Genomic DNA, 18,354 nt, shown 5'->3' with positions numbered 1-18,354 from the left:
TAAATATAGTCGAGAGGTGACTAATGGTACAATCAGCATTAACAAAAACGTTGTTAACTGGCGTCATTGCTGGTGTTGTTGGTGGAGGAGCAATTTTGTATGGGCAGCAGGGTGTACAATTGTTACAAAATCAAAATCAAAAAGTGAGTACGACAGCAACAAGTACAAAAACGATTGCCAAGAATGCAACTGCTACATCAGCTTATAATAAGGTATCAGATGCAGTTGTATCTGTATTGAACTTTACTAAATCCAGTCAAGGTAGTTATCAAGAATCGTCAGAAGGTTCTGGCGTGATCTATAAAAAAACGGATGGATCGGCATTTATTGTAACGAATAATCACGTAATCACTGGAGCGGCTAAAATTCAAGTTATGCTGCACAGTGGGAAGAAAGTGACCGCTACATTAGTCGGCAAAGATGCGATGACTGACTTAGCTGTTCTGAAAATCGACGGCACAGACGTTACAACAACTGCACAATTTGGCGATTCAAGTAAAATAACTGTTGGTGAAAATGTCTTGGCAATTGGTTCGCCGCTGGGATCTGAGTATGCTTCGTCAGTGACGCAAGGCATCATTTCGGCCAAGAAAAGGTTAGTTGAGGCAACATCTGAAAATGGTCAAAATTATGGTGGATCCACGGTTATTCAGACGGATGCTGCTATTAATCCTGGTAACTCAGGTGGACCATTAATCAACTTTGCAGGACAAGTTATTGGTATTAACTCAATGAAGTTATCAACATCTTCTTCTGGAACGAGCGTTGAGGGGATGGGTTTTGCAATTCCTTCTGATCAAGTCGTTGACATTGTTAACAAATTAGTCAAAGATGGTAAAGTCACACGACCAGCAATTGGCATTAGTTTGATTAATTTGTCAGAAGTAACAGCTTCTGAGCAAAAATCAACACTGAAAATTCCAGATAGCGTTACTGGTGGTGTTGTTGTAATGAGTTTGACTAACAATGGCCCAGCAGATAAAGCTGGATTGAAGAAGTACGACGTTATTGTTGGCATTAATGGTAAAAAGGTCAGCTCACAGGCTGATCTGCGAGAAGAACTCTACAAGCATTCGCTTGGGGACACAATAACATTGACTTATTATCATCAGGATACTAAGCAAACCGTCAAGGTTAAATTAACACAGAAATTGGCAAGCTAACAAAAATGTTAGCTTTTTCTTTACCCTTGTTTGACTTTTATTAAAAAATATGTATTTTCTGTAAATGTTGAAAACAAGCTGAAAATGTTGACAATTTGTGGACTAAATACCAGAAAATGTGGAAAAGACGTTTAAATTCGTGGATAAGTGCTTTGTTTTTATAAGAAATAATAAATATTGGTAATTTTAGGCAATATTTAGGGAAAATGGGCAGTTTTTAGACGCCTATCAGCAATGTTCGTGTATTGAAGCGATTAAAGAAATAACACTGATGCAATGTTATTTAAAATATATTTTCCGAACAATGTAAAGAAAATTTACTTTAAACATTAGTCGAACGCGTGTGCTTATCCACAATTGTGTACAACTTTGTGGATAACTATGGATAACTTGCGGGAAAATATCTATAATTTGTCTAAATAAGAGTAAAATAACGTTTATAAAGTTATCCACATTTTTTTTGAAATTAAAAAAAACAGTGGATAACTTAAAAAGCGAACAGCGAAAAGAGTTGGTATAAAAGCTTTTTCAGAAAAAAATATTTTTTTTGTTCGTGTGGATAACATCGGATATAATGAATATAGGTAATCAACCAAAAATATTAAGAAATTGTAAAGAGTAGGTTTGAAATGAATATTAAATTAATCACGGTCGGGAAACTAAAGGAAAAGTATTTAACAGAAGGCATTGCGGAGTATACAAAACGATTATCTCGCTTTTGTAAAGTTCAAGTAGTTGAGTTGATTGATGAAAAGACGCCGGAAAATGCTAGTGAAGCACAGAATAATCAAATTATGGCTAGAGAAGGGGAGCGAATTCAAGCGAAAATTGGTTCGCGTGATTATGTTATTGTGCTAGCAATAGAAGGGAAACAGTTTCCTTCCGAGGAATTTTCTCAAAAACTTGAAGCCATTGCGGTTAATGGTTATTCGGACATTACTTTTATTATTGGTGGTTCTCTTGGATTATCTAAGGCAATCAAGCAAAGGGCGAACCTAAAGATGAGCTTTGGGTTGCTGACCTTGCCACATCAATTAATGCGTCTTGTACTGATTGAACAAATTTATCGTGCTTTTATGATTCAACAAGGATCACCGTATCATAAGTAACATGTAAAAAAATGAAAACTATTGTTGCATTTTCATCTTTCCGTGTCTATAATATATCCATAGATAAAAAATATACACGAAAGAGTGCGAAGTATGAGGAAGTTTTTTGAGAATTCAGAATGGAACCGTGTTCGAAAAATCAGGGGGTTACCATTATTATTGGTTGGTATTACACTCATTCCGAGTTTATACGCAGTCATTTTTTTGTCGTCACTTTGGGATACTTATGGTAGAGTGGACCATCTTCCAGTTGCGATTGTTAATCAAGATAAGACCGCAAAGATTAATGGAAAGTCACAGAATATAGGCGATGATTTAACTAAAAAATTGCTTGACAGCAAGCAATTAAAATTAACTAAGACTTCGGCTGAAAAAGCTAAAAAAGGACTTGCATCTGGAAAGTATTACATGACCATCACGATACCGAAGTCCTTTACTAAGAATTCAGGTACGCTGTTGGATGCTAAGCCAGTCAAGCCTGAGATTAAAATTGCGCATAATACAGGGCAAGGATTCATTGCTGAAAAATTAACGGCTTCCGCGGCTGATAAAGTACAGGCAAATGTCTCAAAATCACTGCAAGGTGTTTATAATAAAACAATTTTAAATGCAACAGCCTCCTCAAAAAAAGGTTTTCAATCGGGATCTAAAGGTGCTACACAACTTGGGAGTGGTTTATCACAATTACAAGATGGTACTAAAAAATTGCAAGATGGCACAACGCAGCTCCAAACTGGTACTTCACAGTTGGCAACGGGCTTGTCACAGTATACAAATGGCGTGTCGTCCGCTAATACTGGTGCTCAGCAGTTAACTTCAGGTGCTCAACAACTTGCCACACAGCTCCAAAAGGTTTCTGACGAGATTAATACAAAGCAAAGTGCTAAGGCGGCTGATTTAAAGCAGCTTGATACAGGCTTGACGCAACTGACACAGGGCTTGCAAAAACTAAGTAAGGTTGAATCACCAACGGTAACTGTTGATTTAACAAAGCTTAACGAAGCGTCCGAAAAGCTGTCAGCTGGATTAACTGGTGCTGGGAAAGACGCAGCTGCTTTCAAAGCATTAGCTCAAGATGCTGATTTCCAAAAATTTTTACAAGAAAATCCTACTGTTGCTGCTAAATATCAAGCAGCATTAAGTGATTTGGCTGAAAATGTGCAATCAAGTGCAACAGCAGCCACTACAATTCAAAATCAATTAACTACATTAAAAGCTATGTTGCCACAATTACAAGCGTTGCAGGCAGAAATTCCAGAATTACAGAAACTCGGTCAACAAGGATCCATTGCCACTCAAGGCGCGCAAACAGCCATTAAAACACTAAATGATAGCTTAACTACTGTCAGTCAAGGAATAGCTAACCAAGCAGTACCAGGTGCTCAGCAGCTAGCGCAAGGATCATCTCAATTAACTACAGGACTTGGACAGTTAGCCGCCCAAAACGATACACTTAATAGTAGTGTTTCGCAATTAAATGATGGCACGACACAGTTACTTACTGGTGAAAATCAAGCTAGTGAGGCCTTACAGCAGGCAGGTACTGGTGCAACCACTTTAGCGAATAAATTAGCTGATGGTGCTGTGAAATTGTCAGCCATACACAATAAGAAATCAAATGTGGTAGCATTATCACAGCCAGTCAAGCAAAAATCATCTAATTTATCAAAGGTTCCTAACAATGGAACCGGAATGGCGCCATATATGATGTCTGTTGGGCTATTTGTTGGTATGATCACATTTACGACCATATTTGATTTCATGACGGTTTCTAAAAAGCCAAAAAATGGTTTCACATGGTGGGCTAATAAGCAGTTAATTAATGCGCCAGTTTTTATTGGACAAGCACTGATTATGACTGGATTACTCTTCTTAGTGGATGGCATGGAAGCGCAGCGGCCAGCGATGACATTTGTTGTAGCCTTAGCAGCATCCTTTGGGTTCAATCAGTTTGTTGTCTTGTTTAACGTGCTAATTGGTAAACTAGGGTCAGGGATTATGCTGGTTTTGATGGTATTACAACTGAGTGCTAGTGCAGGATCTTATCCTATTGAGTTGTCAAACAGTTTTTTTGAGGCAATTCATCCATGGATGCCAATGAGTTACTCTGTCCATGCCTTCCGCGAAACAATTTCTATGGGTGGCAGTGTTGCATCAGACTTAACTGTATTGTTATCCTTAGGAGTGATATCAATGGTACTAACATGGTTTGTGTACCAAATGAAATTAAACCATAATCAGTTAACTTTTAAGCATTAATTTAAAAGCAGTCGGCAGACTGCGTACATAAAGAAATGAAGTTGGAAAAATAAATGAAAATGTCTAGTGCAGTTGAACAAAGTTTGGTTGTCTTGGTTATGTTAGCTTTGCAAAAAGATGGCTTACCTGTTAAAAGTCATGTTTTAAGTGAACATTTAGAAGTATCTGAATCGTACTTAAAAAAAACAATGCGCAAATTAGTTGTTGCAAATTTAATAAAAGCGATCGCTAGTAAGGAAGGTGGTTTCAAATTGGCTCGTAATACCAATGATATTACGTTATTGGATGTTTATGAGGCGATTGAAGGAGAAGATAGCTTTATTCATTCTACCCAATTGGCAGATCGCGTGTTTCCTGCCAAAACTGCTGTCGCTGAAGGAACAAAAGAAGTTCTATCTATTGTCTATGAAGCAGAAAAAGATTTTAAGAAACGGTTAAAACGTACATCAATTGCTGATTTGTTATTGTTTGCTAAAGAAGGAGAAGAAATTGTTGATTGGCGATGAAGTGACACATATTGACTAAAAAAACAGTTTATTAATGCCAGGTTGGCATTAATAAACTGTTTTTATATTGTGAAGTATTATATTCTATGCAACAGGTAGCGTCTCCTGTAAACTGAATTCAAAATCATCTGGAATAAGCATCCCGACATCTTTTAAAATAACATTTCCGGAAAGGTAACAACCATTCTGTTGCGTTAAACCAACCTTTGTGAAGCCGAAAGTGACTGTAGTATGAGCTTTAAGAGCAGCGCCACGTACCTCTCCCGTTGTTGCATCAATACCAGTAGGAACATCAACAGCAATGACAGGTTTATCAATGTGGTTGGCCGCTTTAATCATTTTTTGTAAGCCTTCAGGTAGAACGTTGTTCAATCCAACTCCAAATATCGCATCAATAATTAAAGTTGCCTCATTAAAGTCACTTTTTTCAGAACGAACTAAGCCATGCTTTTCAATGATTGCCAGTTGCCGTTTCACACTGTCTTTCGCACGGCTAACGTTTCCGACAAATTGTAATGAGACATTTACGCCTTGAGCGTACAAGAGACGAGCGATTGCTACGCCGTCAGCACCATTATTACCAAGACCAGCTAGTACTAACACATGACTCAAATCGAATCTACCGGCGCCGATAACATCAAGCACTGCCATTGCGGCCCGTTCAATTAATACATCCTGTGGCATACCAATAGTCTCAATCGTGTAATTATCTATTTGCTGCATTTCTGTAGCTGTAACAAGTCGCGTCATAGTTCCCATCATTTCATAAGTTATTAAATTCATTATACGGTGATTTGACAGTGTTATCAATCAAACAAGCGTAAAAATATTGAATTTGACAAATAAAAAAAATTAGAATACAATAATAACAATTTAAGAATCATAGAGGTTGCTGCTGACATTAGTCGCTTGCGGAGTGCTTACAGGCACAATGAAACAGGTTAAAGGGGATGTAGCCGAAGCATTGGTGCTGTGACACCAAGTAGCTGGGCCAATCGGTGAAAAATCGTTGGACTGTCGCGTAAGCGGGGTGCTATGTTATAGATTGCAATTAATTGGGATCCATGGCTGCTACTTGTGCGCTGTGGATTTTTTAATAGAGGAGGTATGCATTCATAGAATATCTGTGAATGGGCTAACATATGGTAGAGGCAATAACACGTCCAACACGTCTTGAAGTTTCCAAGAGCGCTGTTGAACATAATATAACGACCGTTAAAAATGTATCAGGTGCAGACAAAGTCTTTTTGACCGTTAAGTCAAATGCCTATGGATTTGGTTTGATTCCTATGGCTCAAGCTGCTGTGGCAGGAGGTATTTATGGCTTAGGTGTAGCTGTTCTTGATGAAGCTATTGCACTGCGGCATGAGCGCATAACCGCACCAATTTTAATTTTAGGTATTTCACAGGTAAAGTATGTTGAACTAATGGCTGTCCAGCATATCATGGCAACTGTTGTTTCATTGGACTGGCTGGAGAAAGCAGAACATCAGTTAACTGGTGAACAGCGATTACCTGTTACACTAGGTATCGATACTGGCATGGGTAGAATTGGGTTTAGAGATCGTGAAACTTTAGCGAAAGCGATACAGTTTGTTTTGGATCATGCTAATAAGTTTGAATATGTTGGACTATCGACGCACTTTGCCGAATCTGATTCATCAGATACCAGGTACTTCCAAAAGCAATTAACACGTTGGCATCAATTGACGGATGACTTGCCAAAACCAAAGTATTATCATGTTGCTAATTCGGGTGCTGCAATGTATCACGCAGAAGAGGTTCCCCATGAGGTTGTCCGCGTAGGAACGGTGCTTTATGGGATTGAGCCCTCTCGTGGTGAACTAGCAGATGGACGTAACCTGAAACCCGTCATGGCCCTTCGGAGCGAGGTAAATTTTGTTAAACGCTTACCTGCTGGTGAAGGTATTAGTTATTCACACAAATATACGACAACTCAAAACGAGTGGATAGGCACTGTTCCTATTGGTTATGGGGATGGTTGGCTACGCAAATTAATGGGATTTAAGGTTATTATTGACGGTCAATACGCCCCTATTGTAGGGCAAGTAGCAATGGATCAGTTAATGATACGTTTGCCTCGTGAATATCCAGAAGGTACAACGGTAACCTTTATTGGTCAAGATGGAGACTTAGAGAATACAATCGAGGACGTTGCACAGTTTGCAGGTTTGGCGCCCTGGGAAATCACAACAGGACTACAAGATAGAATACATCGTATTTTAGTAGATTAGGAGAAGATAATGACTAGAGAATATAGTGTTGCCATTCTTGGCGCAACAGGTGCTGTGGGCACACGACTTATTGAACAATTAGAGCAATCAACGATTCCCGTGAAGAATATAAAATTGCTTGCTTCGTCACGTTCAGCAGGTAAGACACTTCAATTTAAAGGTACAGACGTGGTTGTTGAGGAAGCAACTCCAGAAAGTTTTGATGGGGTTGATTTAGTTTTGGCTAGCGGTGGTGGTTCAGTTTCAGCACGATTTGCACCCGAAGCTGTGAAACGCGGCGCTGTGGTTGTTGATAATTCAAGCCAATGGCGAATGAATGATGATGTCCCGTTAATTGTTCCTGAAGTTAATGAAGCAGATTTGAAACAACACCAAGGAATTATTGCCAACCCTAACTGTTCAACGATTCAAATGGTTGTTGCTCTAGCGCCCATTAAAGCTAAATATGGTTTGACACGTGTTATCGTGTCAACTTATCAAGCTGCTTCTGGTGCGGGACAATCTGCATGGCAAGAGCTAGTTTCAGAAACTGATGCCCACAATGCTGGTAAAGAAATGCATGCTGAGATTTTGCCGGTTAAAAGTGCTAAGCATCATTATCCCCTAGCTTATAATTTACTGCCACAAATAGATGTTTTTGAAGAAGACGGTTACACTCATGAAGAATGGAAGATGATTCATGAGACTAAAAAAATTATGTTCGGTGATAAAAATTCTAAAGCAGTTAAAGTGACAGCAACAGCGGTCCGGGTACCTGTTCCTATTGGTCATGGCGAGACTGTTTATTTTGAAACGGATGCCGGATCAGGAGCGACAGCCGCTGATATTCAAGCGATTCTGAGTGAAGCCCCAGGTGTTGTTTTGGAAGACAATCCAAAGGAACAGTTGTACCCACAGCCAATTAATGCCGAAGGAAAACGCGAAACATTCGTCGGCCGTGTGCGTCCCGATTTGGAAAATGATGATAGTTTCCATATGTGGGTTGTCTCAGATAACCTGCTTAAAGGTGCTGCTTGGAATACAGTGCAAATTGCAGAACGTCTTGTTGACTTAGACTTGGTCAGAGTCCCAGAAGACGCAGCAAATAAGTTTATCACAGCATAAATTTTTTTAAGAGCGTTCAGCGCTCTTTTTATATCTCAAAAAGCGGTGGCACAACTGTGTGTAAAAGCAACGTGTTACAATAGCTTTATGATAGCAATTCTAACAATTTTAACTTTAGCTATAAGTATGTTTTCTTGGCTACTTTGGCATCAAATCAGGATTAACCCAGCAAGTTTACGACTGGGATTTTATGTATTGATTATTGTGATTTTTTTATTTATTGGTCTGCAGGTGATTCAGTTTCCAAGTATATCAGTTGTTCATATAATTAATGAAGCTAAGCTGTTCGTTAAATGGGGGAATATTGCGGGTCTGTTTTTGGTGATTACACTGGCCTATCACAGTTTTCAAAGTTGGCGTAAATGGCAACATAGCCTACAGCAGTTAGTTTTCCCACTAGTGTTGCTTGTGTATGCTAGTGCTGATATTGGCATTTGGCTTCTGAATGATGGGTTTTCAATATCTTTAAAACCCATTCTCGTTGTTATCCCATGGTTGTCACTGTACGTTCTTTGGCAATTTTTACAGTTTATTAGCAGTAGTATCTTGTATGGATTGGTGGTTAAACGACCAATCCGTGGTCCGATTGTTGTCTTAGGCGGTGGGTTAGTTGATGGACAATATGTTGGTCGAATTGTTGGTAATCGTATTCAGGCAGCTGTTAAAGATGCAACCAAAATGTCAGAGTATCCAACTATCATTTTTTCGGGTGGTCAAGGGAAAGATGAATTAGTTTCTGAGGCAGAAGCTATGAGAGACTTTGCTGTAAAAAGACTAAATGTTCCCTGTGAAAAGACAATATTGGAAGAATATTCTAGAAATACATATGAAAATTTGAGGAATTGTGCTAAATTAACTAACAGTTCATTCACATTTTATACAAGCGAGTATCATGTTTTTCGTGGTGTTTTACTCGCGAAAAAACAAGGAGTTAATGCGCAAGGCCGAGGAGGGTACACGCAGTTTCCGTACCGTGGTATAGCGTTTTTGAGAGAATTTGCTGGCGTGATGAACTTAAATCCAAAACAGCACATTATATATGGTACTGTGTGGTTTGTTAGCAGTGCGATGGTAATTTTAATTAATTTTATATGAATAAAATATAAAAAATCTTTTTAAATATGGTATATTATTTAGATAGATTTAATGAATTATGGAGATTTATACAGTCTGGGAGAATCTTATGACTATTTTTGGCAAATTAATGTGGTTCTTTAAAGAGCACAAACGACTATATATGTTGGGGCTCACTTTTTTGTTTCTGACAGAAGTATCACAAATGGTGTCCCCAGCGTTAATCGGTCGTTTCACTGATGTGATAGTATCCCGACAAATGACGATGCATCAGCTATTTTTCTATGCTGGTGGTATTTTGCTTTTTTCTGTGTTGATGTACATATTTCGTTATACGTGGATTACACATATTTTTCAAGGTTCGGCACTATTAGAAAAAACATTGCGGCAACAATTGTTTGATCACTATTTGAAAATGGATACTACATTTTATCAGCGTCGACGTACGGGAGATTTAATGGCACATGCGACGAACGATTTGTCAGCAGTGCAGAGAGTGGCATCTGGTGGCGTACTGATGCTAGTTGATTCGATTGTTATTATTATTTTTACGGTTATTTCAATGACCCTTGTGGTTGATTGGCGTTTGACGTTGATTGGTGTTTTACCTTTACCATTATTGGCGGCCGGGGTTTGGTATTTATCACCTAAAATGCGACGTGCATTCACATCATCTCAAGAAGCCTTTTCACGATTATCAAACAAGTCTCAAGAATCGATAGCTGGAATTAAAGCTATTAAAACATTGGGGCAAGAAAAACAAGATGTTGATGCTTTTGATGAGGAAATACAAAAGACGATTCAAATCAATAAAAAGGTAGCCGCCATTGACTCCTTGTTTGGACCAATGGCTACGCTGGTGATGACAATTAGTTATGTTGTGATGATTACTTATGGTGGGTCGTTGGTATTGAATGATTCAATTTCAATCGGGCAGCTTGTCTCATTTTCAACTTATTTAGGGTTACTTGTATGGCCGATGTTTGGTTTAGGGCAGTTGTTTAACGTATTGGAACGTGGTAATGCTTCATATATGCGTGTCCAAGAAATTTTATCTGAAAAATCATCAATTGTTGAAGATGAGCAGGGATATGATAGCATATCACATGGTGATGTTGCTATTCGGATTGATCAGTTTAAATATCCAGATGATCAATCGGAAGTTTTGAAAGATATTTCATTGAATATTCGTGCTGGCGAAACTGTCGGTATTGTTGGGCGTGTTGGTGCTGGTAAAACAACCTTAATCAAGCTGTTGCTGCGCCAGTTTGATGGTTATACTGGTCAAATTAGTTTTGCTGGAAAAAACATTAAAGATTATAAATTAAGTGTGTATCACAGAGCGATTGGCTATGTTGCGCAGGAAAATTTTTTGTTTTCAACAACAGTGAGAGATAATATCCGGTTTGCTGATGTCAATAAATCACAAGAGGAAGTGGAAAGTGCTGCTAAAATGGCGGCCTTACATGAAGATATCCTGAACTTTCCGGAGGGATACGATACACAAGTTGGCGAACATGGTGTAAGTTTATCGGGCGGTCAGAAGCAGCGATTGGCTATAGCTCGTGCCTTAATTATCGATCCAGAAATTTTAATTTTAGATGATGCTTTGTCGGCCGTCGACGCACGGACGGAAAAACAAATATTGCATACTTTAAAAACTACCCGGCAAGAGAAAACAACGATCATTGTTGCTCACAGAATTAGTTCCGTGATGAATGCTAATGAAATTGTAGTCTTTGACCACGGTGAAATTGCTGAACGTGGTCGACATGAAGAACTGATTGCGCAACAAGGATGGTATGCCCAAATGTATGAGCAACAACAATTAGCAACAACGTTTCAACAAAACTTAGAGGGAAAGGGGGAGGATGATGACAGAAAAAAATAATTCTGTTTGGGCAAAAAATATTCCTGTTAGAGAACAACTACATGTTATTTGGACGTTGATTAAAATGGCAAAACCGTTTCGGTCAATGTTTATCGTGGCACTTGTAATTGGCGCGGCTTTTGCGCTATTACAAGCTGCTGCACCACGAGTCATTGCTTACTATATGACGACTTATTTGCATCAAACAAGCAGTGTTCCGCTGAGAATTACGATTAGTTTTGCTGTTTTTGTGGCAGTTATTCGCGTGTTGCAAGCTGTGACAGATGCTTTGAATGCCTACTATTTCACTGTGGCTGGTGAATATGCTTTAGAAGATATGCGATTACGCGTATTTCAAAAGTTACACACATTGGGTATGAAATTTTTCGATGAAATGCCTGCGGGTTCACTGGTAACAAGGGTTAATAATGATACGGCATCGTTGACAGATTTTTGGCGATTCTTTATGCAACTTACCTTTGCTGTGATGAGTATGATTGGTGCCTATATTGGCATGTGGACAATTGATGTGCATGCAACCCTCCTTATGATGATTGTTGTACCATTCATTGTGGCTAGTATTATCATTTATCAACGCTTTTCATCACGACTATTTCGCCATATGCGCGAACGTTTGTCGGCATTGAATGCTAAAATTGCTGAAAGTGTCACCGGAATTGATATCATTCAAGAATTTTATCAAGAGGATCGCTTTAAAAAAGAATTCGGCAAAATTAATGGTGAGTACTTTAATGCCCGTTTTAAAATGATTAAGGCTGACGCACTGTTATTAGAACCTATGATTGACATGTTGTTAGGTGGTGCGACGGTTTTAGTTTTATGGTATTTTGGTGAACTTTCCATACAAACAGTTGTCTCAGCAGGTGCTATTTATGCATTTACTACTTATTTAAACAATATTTTTGGCCCCTTGGAAAGTATTATGAATTTGTTCAGTCCTTTCCAAGAAGGTTTAGTATCAGGATATCGCATCCTTGGCATCCTCGGTAACGATACTTATGCTCCGGCGCAAAACCCGAATGCTAAGGGAGACATCACTGATGGAAAAATTGAATTTAAGCATGTTAATTTTAGCTATGATGGTCGTCATCCAATCCTAAAAGATTTAACATTTACTGCAAACCCGGGTGATACGGTTGCCTTGGTAGGACATACTGGTTCTGGAAAAAGTTCTACCATTAATACATTAATGCGTTTTTATGATTTTCAATCAGGTGAAATTTTGATTGATGGTCAGGATATTCGTGATATTGCGATGGACAAATTACGCAGCAAAATGGGACTAGTGTTACAGGACCCATTCATGTTCTATGGCGATATTGCGTTTAACATTCGTATGTACAATGACAGTCTTACGGATGAACAAATTAAATTAGCAGCTGAATTTGTGGGTGCCGACGATTTCATAGAAAATTTGGACGGCGGGTATCAAGCTAAAGTACAAGAAGGAGGAAGCAGTTTTTCTGCTGGTGAGAAACAACTGATCAGTTTCGCACGCACAATTGTAGCTAATCCTAAAATATTAATATTGGATGAAGCTACTGCGAACGTGGACACGGAAACAGAAGCAAAAATTCAGAACTCACTGGTTAAAATGCGTCAAGATCGAACCACGATCGCAATTGCCCACAGACTTTCTACTATTAAAGATGCTAATTTAATTTTGGTGCTGGATCAAGGAGAGGTCGTTGAACGTGGAACCCATGATGAACTGCTTGCAGCACGTGGAAGGTATTATGACCTTTATCGATTGCAAGGCGCACAAAGTGGGATAGCGGTATAAGTCAAATATCAAAGTGAATGGCTATAACTTCTTGTTATAAAACCTCACATACAGCTTTGACTAAACAGACTAAGTATGCGTAAAATGATAATTAGAAGAGACTAGTTTTAGATTTTATGTTAGGCTAGTTTTTGCTACCGTGTGCACTGCGGTGTACACGCTCAGAAAAAGGAGAATTAAGTCATGTCAATGATTGAATTTAAAAACGTCGAGAAATATTATGGGAAGTTTCATGCTTTGAAGAACATTAATTTAAAAATTGATGAAGGTGAGACTGTTGTTCTTATCGGTCCTTCAGGGTCTGGAAAGTCAACTTTGATTCGTGCAATTAATGGACTAGAAGAAATACAAGAAGGTAAGCTTCTGGTCAATGGATTTGATTTACATGATCCCAAAACCGATATCAATCGTATCCGAAAAAACGTTGGCATGGTTTTTCAGCACTTTAATTTGTACAATAATAAATCAACATTGGAAAACGTGATGCTTGCACCACGTCTAGTTTTGAAGCGTAGTGAAGACGAAAATAAGTCTACAGCAATGGCTTTGTTGGATAAAGTTGGTTTGGCAGATAAGGCAGCTAATATGCCGTCTGAATTATCAGGTGGTCAAAAGCAACGTGCAGCTATTGCTCGTTCACTAGCGATGCAACCTAAAGCCTTGTTGTTCGATGAACCAACATCAGCTTTGGATCCTGAAATGGTTGGGGATGTGTTGGACGTTATGCGTGATATTGCTAAGGACTCATCTATGACAATGCTTGTTGTTACCCATGAAATGAGTTTTGCTAAGGCTGTGGCTGATCGTGTTATCTTTATGGCTGACGGTGAAATTCTTGAAGATAGTACAACCGAAGAATTCTTTAATAATCCTAGAGAACCACGTGCTCAACAGTTCTTGAGCCAAGTTGATCACAAATAAAATTTAGATTTGGAGGAAACGCGTTTTTGGAAGTTTCAGTATCTTATGATATGAAATATTTGAAAATAAAAGCCATTAACGCTCTGTTACTATGGAAAAAGCTAAAAAAAGACAGTTTGGTATCATTGCCACAATCGTTTTAGCTGCTGTTATTGTCCTCGGTTTATTGTGGGCAACTACTGCTGCTAAGAAAAATGAAGAGCATCAAGATACATTACAACGTGTTGAAAAACTAGGGCGAATTATTTGGGGTGTGAAATCTGACACCAAATTATTTGGTTTAATGGACACAAAGACTGGTGTTTCTAAAGGGTTCGACGTTGATATTGCTAAAGCGTTAACAGTTCAGATATCAAAGCAAACCGGTGTTCCAATGTCTGCGGAATTTGTACCAGTGTCTTCATCTTCAAAAATACAATTATTGAAGAATACTAATATTGATGGTACGGTATCAACAATGACAATCACACCTGAACGTGAAAAAATTATTGACTTTACGAATCAATATTTTGATGCCGGACAATCAATTCTGGTTAAAAAAGACTCAGGCATTAAGTCAATTAAAGATATGAACGATTCAAAGTATAAAATCATCGTTGTTGTTGGGACTACGGCTGCCGAAGAGACAAAGAAATTTGCACCAAAGGCCAAGTTGCTAGCTGTTCAGGATTATGCCACAGGTATGCAAGCCCTTAAGGCCGGCCAAGGTCAGGCAATGTCAACTGATAATGCGATTTTGTATGGATTTGCTACAGAAAACCCCGATTATCAAATTGTGGGCGGTACTTTTACCCACGGACCTTATGGTATTGCTTTTGATAATAATCAAGGGCCAATGGTTAGAGAGACGAACAAAGCGCTTGCAACAATTAAGAAAAATGGTACCTATAATAAATTAATTAAGAAGTGGTTCAGCGATGTGCCAGGACTTGATTGGCATGAATTGGAGGCGAAATAATGACGTTATTACAAAATAATTTCCCAACGTTCTTGCAAGGATTCGGATATACTTTACTATCAAGTATTATTGCGCTAATCATTTCTATGATTTTGGGCACGTTCTTTGCTATTTTACAAATTTTGCCACAAAAATGGGCGCAAAAAATTGGTAATGTATATGTGCAAGTATTTCGTAACATTCCATTATTGATTATCACCTTCTTTTTCTTCCTAGTTGTTGCTAAGGTTATCCCAATGAACGGGTTTGCAGCTGGAACCATCGCATTATCATTATATACATCAGCTTTTATTGCTGAAACTGTTCGTGCCGGTATCCTTTCCGTTGATAATGGACAAATGGAAGGGGCGCGTGCTAATGGATTATCGTTTAATCAAAGTATGCGGTACATTGTACTGCCCCAAGCCTTTAAAATAGCACTACCATCACTTGGAAACCAATTCATTAATTTGGTTAAAAATTCATCAATTCTAGCCTTTGTTGGTGGATTGGATTTGATGTATCAAGGAAATATGGTTGCAGCTACTACGTTTGACACTTTTAGCACGTATATCATTGTGGCACTTTTCTATTTGGTAATTACACTGCCATTGAGCTACTACATGCAAAATCTCGAACGCAAACTAAAGCACGCAGCATAAGGAGGACAATATGGTTACATTAGGAATTTTTGACGCCTTTACACCGCAAAACGTCCAATATTTGTTGGGTGGATTAGGCATTACAGTTGGTGTATCAATTATCTCGGTTATTCTAAGTTTTATTGCTGGATCAATCATTGGAATTGTTCAATTTGAACGTATCCCATATTTTTCTAAGTTTGTCGGTACAATTAATAATATTATTCGTAATTTACCGTTACTATTAATTATTTTCTTCGTTTATTTTGCTTTACCAAAGCTAGGCATTCATTTACCTATCTTTTGGGCAACTGTTGTTGCGATGAGTACTTTTGAATCTTCCATGCTCGCTGAAATTGTGCGTGGCGGACTAGAATCAATTGATGAAGGACAGTTTGAAGGTGCACGTGCTAATGGACTAACAAATATCCAGACAATGATCTACATTGTCCTGCCCCAAGCATATAAGAAAATGATTCCACCAATCATTTCACAGTTGATATCATTGGTTAAGGACACAAGTCTTGCTATGGGTATTGTCTTAGCCGAGATGACTTATCGTGGTCAGATTATTTATGCACAAAACTCTACTTATATCATTCCGGTTCTGATTGCAATTACGTTAGTATACTTCTTGTTGAATTATGGCCTATCGTTAATTGCCAAGTGGTTTGATCGTCGCTTAGCCTAAGTACAACTTATAATTTTTAATAAAAGCATGGTTTTCTTTAAAAGAAATGGGTTTCACACGAAATGTGAAGCGTTTAATATATTTCTTTTGTGAAGTAAGAAAACGATGCTTTTTTTATTTTTATTCTAAGCATGTTATAGTTTTGCTGTTGCAATGATTAAAAATTTTGTGACGAATGAGGTGTTTTTTAGCACAAAAAAACTTATTAATAGTATAATTTTGTTAGTATTCCTGACATTTTAACGAAATGCAACAAAATATTAAAATCTAATATAAATGAGTTGCAAATGAGAAATTAACATGGTAAACTAAAAAACATCAACATATTAAGTATATCGGGAGGATATATCTTCATGGATACATGGAAAAAATGGGCGATCGGTGCAGCCGTTGTGGTTGTTGCTGGCGCTGGAACGCGTGCTGCCGGTCTCTGGGGTGGTTCGAACGGATCATCAAGTGATACACTCAAGTTTTCTTTTCCGACAGAAATTCAAACTTTAGATATTTCAAAAAATACGGATACTTACTCAGGAACAGTTATTGGTAACACCGGATCTAACCTGCTCCGTGTTAATGCTAAGGGTAAGGCTGTTCCAGAATTAGCTAAGTCAGTTAAGGTATCGAAAGATGGATTGACTTATACTGCTACATTGCGCAGTGGATTGAAGTGGTCAGATGGATCAAAACTAACTGCTAAAGATTTCGTTTATTCATGGCAACGTATCGTTAACCCTAAAACAGCTTCGCAATATGCTTACTTGACATCCGGTGTTAAGAACGCGGATGATATTGTTGCAGGCAAGACAAAGGTTAGCGAGTTGGGTGTAACTTCTAAAGGGAATGTGATTACATTTAAATTAGAACGACCAATTCCGCAGTTTAAGTATTTACTGACTTTTGCTAACTTTATGCCACAGAAGCAAAGCTTTGTTGAAAAACAAGGTAAAAAATATGGTACAACTTCAGCTAAGCAACTGTATTCTGGTCCTTATAAGTTTGAAGGTTGGAATGGAACTAATAATAATTTCAAACTTGTTAAAAACGATAATTATTGGGATGCAAAGAGCGTTAAGACAAAGGAAATTGACTATTCCGTTGTTAAGAAGACAGAGACAGCTGTTCAATTATATAAGCAAGGTAAGCTTGACCGTGCGTCAATTTCAACACCAGAATTATATGCTGCTAACAAGAACAATAAAGATAAGGTAAAGGCTCCTGAAGCAACAACAGCCTATATTGAGTATAATCAAACTGGTAAAAATAAGTTCCTAGCAAATACAAAAATTCGTCAAGCTTTGAACTTGGCAACAAACCGTAAAGAACTAGTAGAACAAGTAACTTCTGGCCTATCAACTGCAGCAACTGGTTTAGCACCTCAAGGATTAGCTAAGACGGCTTCTGGCGAAGATTTGGCAAAGTACGTTGCTCCTGGTTACAAGTATGACACTAAAGAAGCGGCTAAATTGTTTGCTGAAGGTTTGAAAGAAGTCGGTGAATCAAGCATGACATTGACAATTACTTCTGATGCTGACAGCGCCAGTGCAAAAACTACTTTGGATTACTTGCAAGGCTCATTACAAAAGGCTTTGCCAGGCTTGAAGGTTGAAGAAAAGTTTGTGCCATTCAAGCAACGTTTATCTGATTCAGAAACGCAAAACTTTGATGCGGTTGTTTCACTTTGGGGCGGCGATTATCCTGAAGGCTCAACTTTCTATGATCTGTTCAAAGATGGTTCTTCATATAACAACGGTCAGTTCAAGAATGCTGCGTACACAAAGGCAGTTAACAGAGCAGAAACTACAAATGCTTTGAATGATTCTGCTCGTGATGCGGACTATAAGGAAGCTGAATCAGCTTTGTATAAGCAAGCTAACTTTAATCCACTTTACTTCCGTTCAGGCTATTCATTGGCTCGTCCAAATGTTAAGGGTGTAATTATTAACACAACAGGACTAAATATCGATCTAAAATACGCTTACCGTAAGTAAGAAATTTATGATAGAATTAAACTACATTTAAT

15 protein-coding genes and 1 riboswitch are annotated in these 18,354 nt (G+C 38.3%); of the genes, 14 read left to right on the top strand and 1 reads right to left on the bottom strand.

All coding sequences use genetic code 11. From position 1 onward, the window contains the following. Positions 1–23: 23 nt before the first annotated feature. The 4 genes from RHP64_RS09670 (at position 24) to RHP64_RS09655 (ending at position 5,037) form a co-directional block, all read left to right on the top strand. The gene (locus RHP64_RS09670) at positions 24–1,163 is read left to right on the top strand and encodes a S1C family serine protease (RefSeq protein WP_014325193.1); all 1,140 of its coding nucleotides are present in this window, start codon (positions 24–26) and stop codon (positions 1,161–1,163) included. Between the two features lie 629 nt (positions 1,164–1,792). Then, positions 1,793–2,272: a 23S rRNA (pseudouridine(1915)-N(3))-methyltransferase RlmH gene (rlmH, locus tag RHP64_RS09665; RefSeq protein ID WP_011680487.1), complete on the top strand. Its 480-nt coding sequence runs from the start codon at positions 1,793–1,795 to the stop codon at positions 2,270–2,272. A 93-nt stretch (positions 2,273–2,365) separates the two neighbouring features. Continuing rightward, entirely contained in the window at positions 2,366–4,531 is a 2,166-nt protein-coding gene (locus RHP64_RS09660; RefSeq protein ID WP_025268544.1) for a YhgE/Pip domain-containing protein, read from the top strand. A gap of 53 nt (positions 4,532–4,584) precedes the next feature. Further along, positions 4,585–5,037, top strand: coding sequence for an Rrf2 family transcriptional regulator (locus RHP64_RS09655; protein ID WP_011680485.1), 453 nt, complete (start codon positions 4,585–4,587; stop codon positions 5,035–5,037). A gap of 84 nt (positions 5,038–5,121) precedes the next feature. On the opposite strand, the gene RHP64_RS09650 is transcribed toward RHP64_RS09655, so the two are convergent. Further along, positions 5,122–5,787 (bottom strand): NAD(P)H-hydrate epimerase, encoded by a 666-nt coding sequence (locus tag RHP64_RS09650; RefSeq protein ID WP_010285559.1) that lies wholly within the window; start codon positions 5,785–5,787, stop codon positions 5,122–5,124. Positions 5,788–5,912: 125 nt separating this feature from the next. After that, a riboswitch (Lysine riboswitch) is annotated at positions 5,913–6,081 on the top strand. A 98-nt stretch (positions 6,082–6,179) separates the two neighbouring features. Between RHP64_RS09650 and alr the strand changes: the two genes are divergently transcribed. The 10 genes from alr to RHP64_RS09600 all read left to right on the top strand — a co-directional run bounded on the left by alr (position 6,180) and on the right by RHP64_RS09600 (position 18,322). Then, positions 6,180–7,292 carry an alanine racemase gene (alr, locus tag RHP64_RS09645; protein ID WP_025268543.1) on the top strand — a complete coding sequence of 371 codons (1,113 nt, stop codon included), beginning with the start codon at positions 6,180–6,182 and terminating at the stop codon, positions 7,290–7,292. Between the two features lie 9 nt (positions 7,293–7,301). Next, positions 7,302–8,396 carry an aspartate-semialdehyde dehydrogenase gene (locus RHP64_RS09640; RefSeq protein WP_038534140.1) on the top strand — a complete coding sequence of 365 codons (1,095 nt, stop codon included), beginning with the start codon at positions 7,302–7,304 and terminating at the stop codon, positions 8,394–8,396. 87 nt (positions 8,397–8,483) lie between these two features. Further along, a complete protein-coding gene (locus RHP64_RS09635) occupies positions 8,484–9,491 on the top strand; it encodes a YdcF family protein (RefSeq protein WP_025268541.1) in 1,008 nt (335 codons plus the stop codon). 88 nt (positions 9,492–9,579) lie between these two features. Further along, on the top strand, positions 9,580–11,361 hold the full coding sequence (locus RHP64_RS09630; RefSeq protein WP_025268540.1) for an ABC transporter ATP-binding protein: 1,782 nt from the start codon (positions 9,580–9,582) through the stop codon (positions 11,359–11,361). Continuing rightward, entirely contained in the window at positions 11,345–13,144 is a 1,800-nt protein-coding gene (locus RHP64_RS09625; protein ID WP_011680480.1) for an ABC transporter ATP-binding protein, read from the top strand. The genes RHP64_RS09630 and RHP64_RS09625 overlap by 17 nt, the downstream gene beginning before the upstream one ends. Before the next feature lie 183 nt (positions 13,145–13,327). After that, positions 13,328–14,065, top strand: a complete 738-nt coding sequence (locus RHP64_RS09620) for an amino acid ABC transporter ATP-binding protein (protein ID WP_002815685.1) — start codon at positions 13,328–13,330, stop codon at positions 14,063–14,065. Positions 14,066–14,156: 91 nt separating this feature from the next. Beyond that, positions 14,157–15,023 carry a transporter substrate-binding domain-containing protein gene (locus tag RHP64_RS09615; protein ID WP_011680479.1) on the top strand — a complete coding sequence of 289 codons (867 nt, stop codon included), beginning with the start codon at positions 14,157–14,159 and terminating at the stop codon, positions 15,021–15,023. Next, positions 15,023–15,664 carry an amino acid ABC transporter permease gene (locus RHP64_RS09610; protein ID WP_010288921.1) on the top strand — a complete coding sequence of 214 codons (642 nt, stop codon included), beginning with the start codon at positions 15,023–15,025 and terminating at the stop codon, positions 15,662–15,664. Before RHP64_RS09615 ends, RHP64_RS09610 begins: the two co-directional genes overlap by 1 nt. Before the next feature lie 10 nt (positions 15,665–15,674). Further along, complete coding sequence (locus RHP64_RS09605; RefSeq protein ID WP_011680478.1) at positions 15,675–16,334, top strand: amino acid ABC transporter permease; 660 nt, start codon at positions 15,675–15,677, stop codon at positions 16,332–16,334. Positions 16,335–16,687: 353 nt separating this feature from the next. Beyond that, on the top strand, positions 16,688–18,322 hold the full coding sequence (locus RHP64_RS09600; RefSeq protein WP_025268539.1) for a peptide ABC transporter substrate-binding protein: 1,635 nt from the start codon (positions 16,688–16,690) through the stop codon (positions 18,320–18,322). Positions 18,323–18,354: the final 32 nt, after the last annotated feature.

Source organism: Leuconostoc sp. XM4 (genome assembly GCF_055698815.1).
The sequence above is the reverse complement of the archived record's forward strand: the minus strand, read 5'-3'. Positions and strand labels throughout refer to the sequence as shown.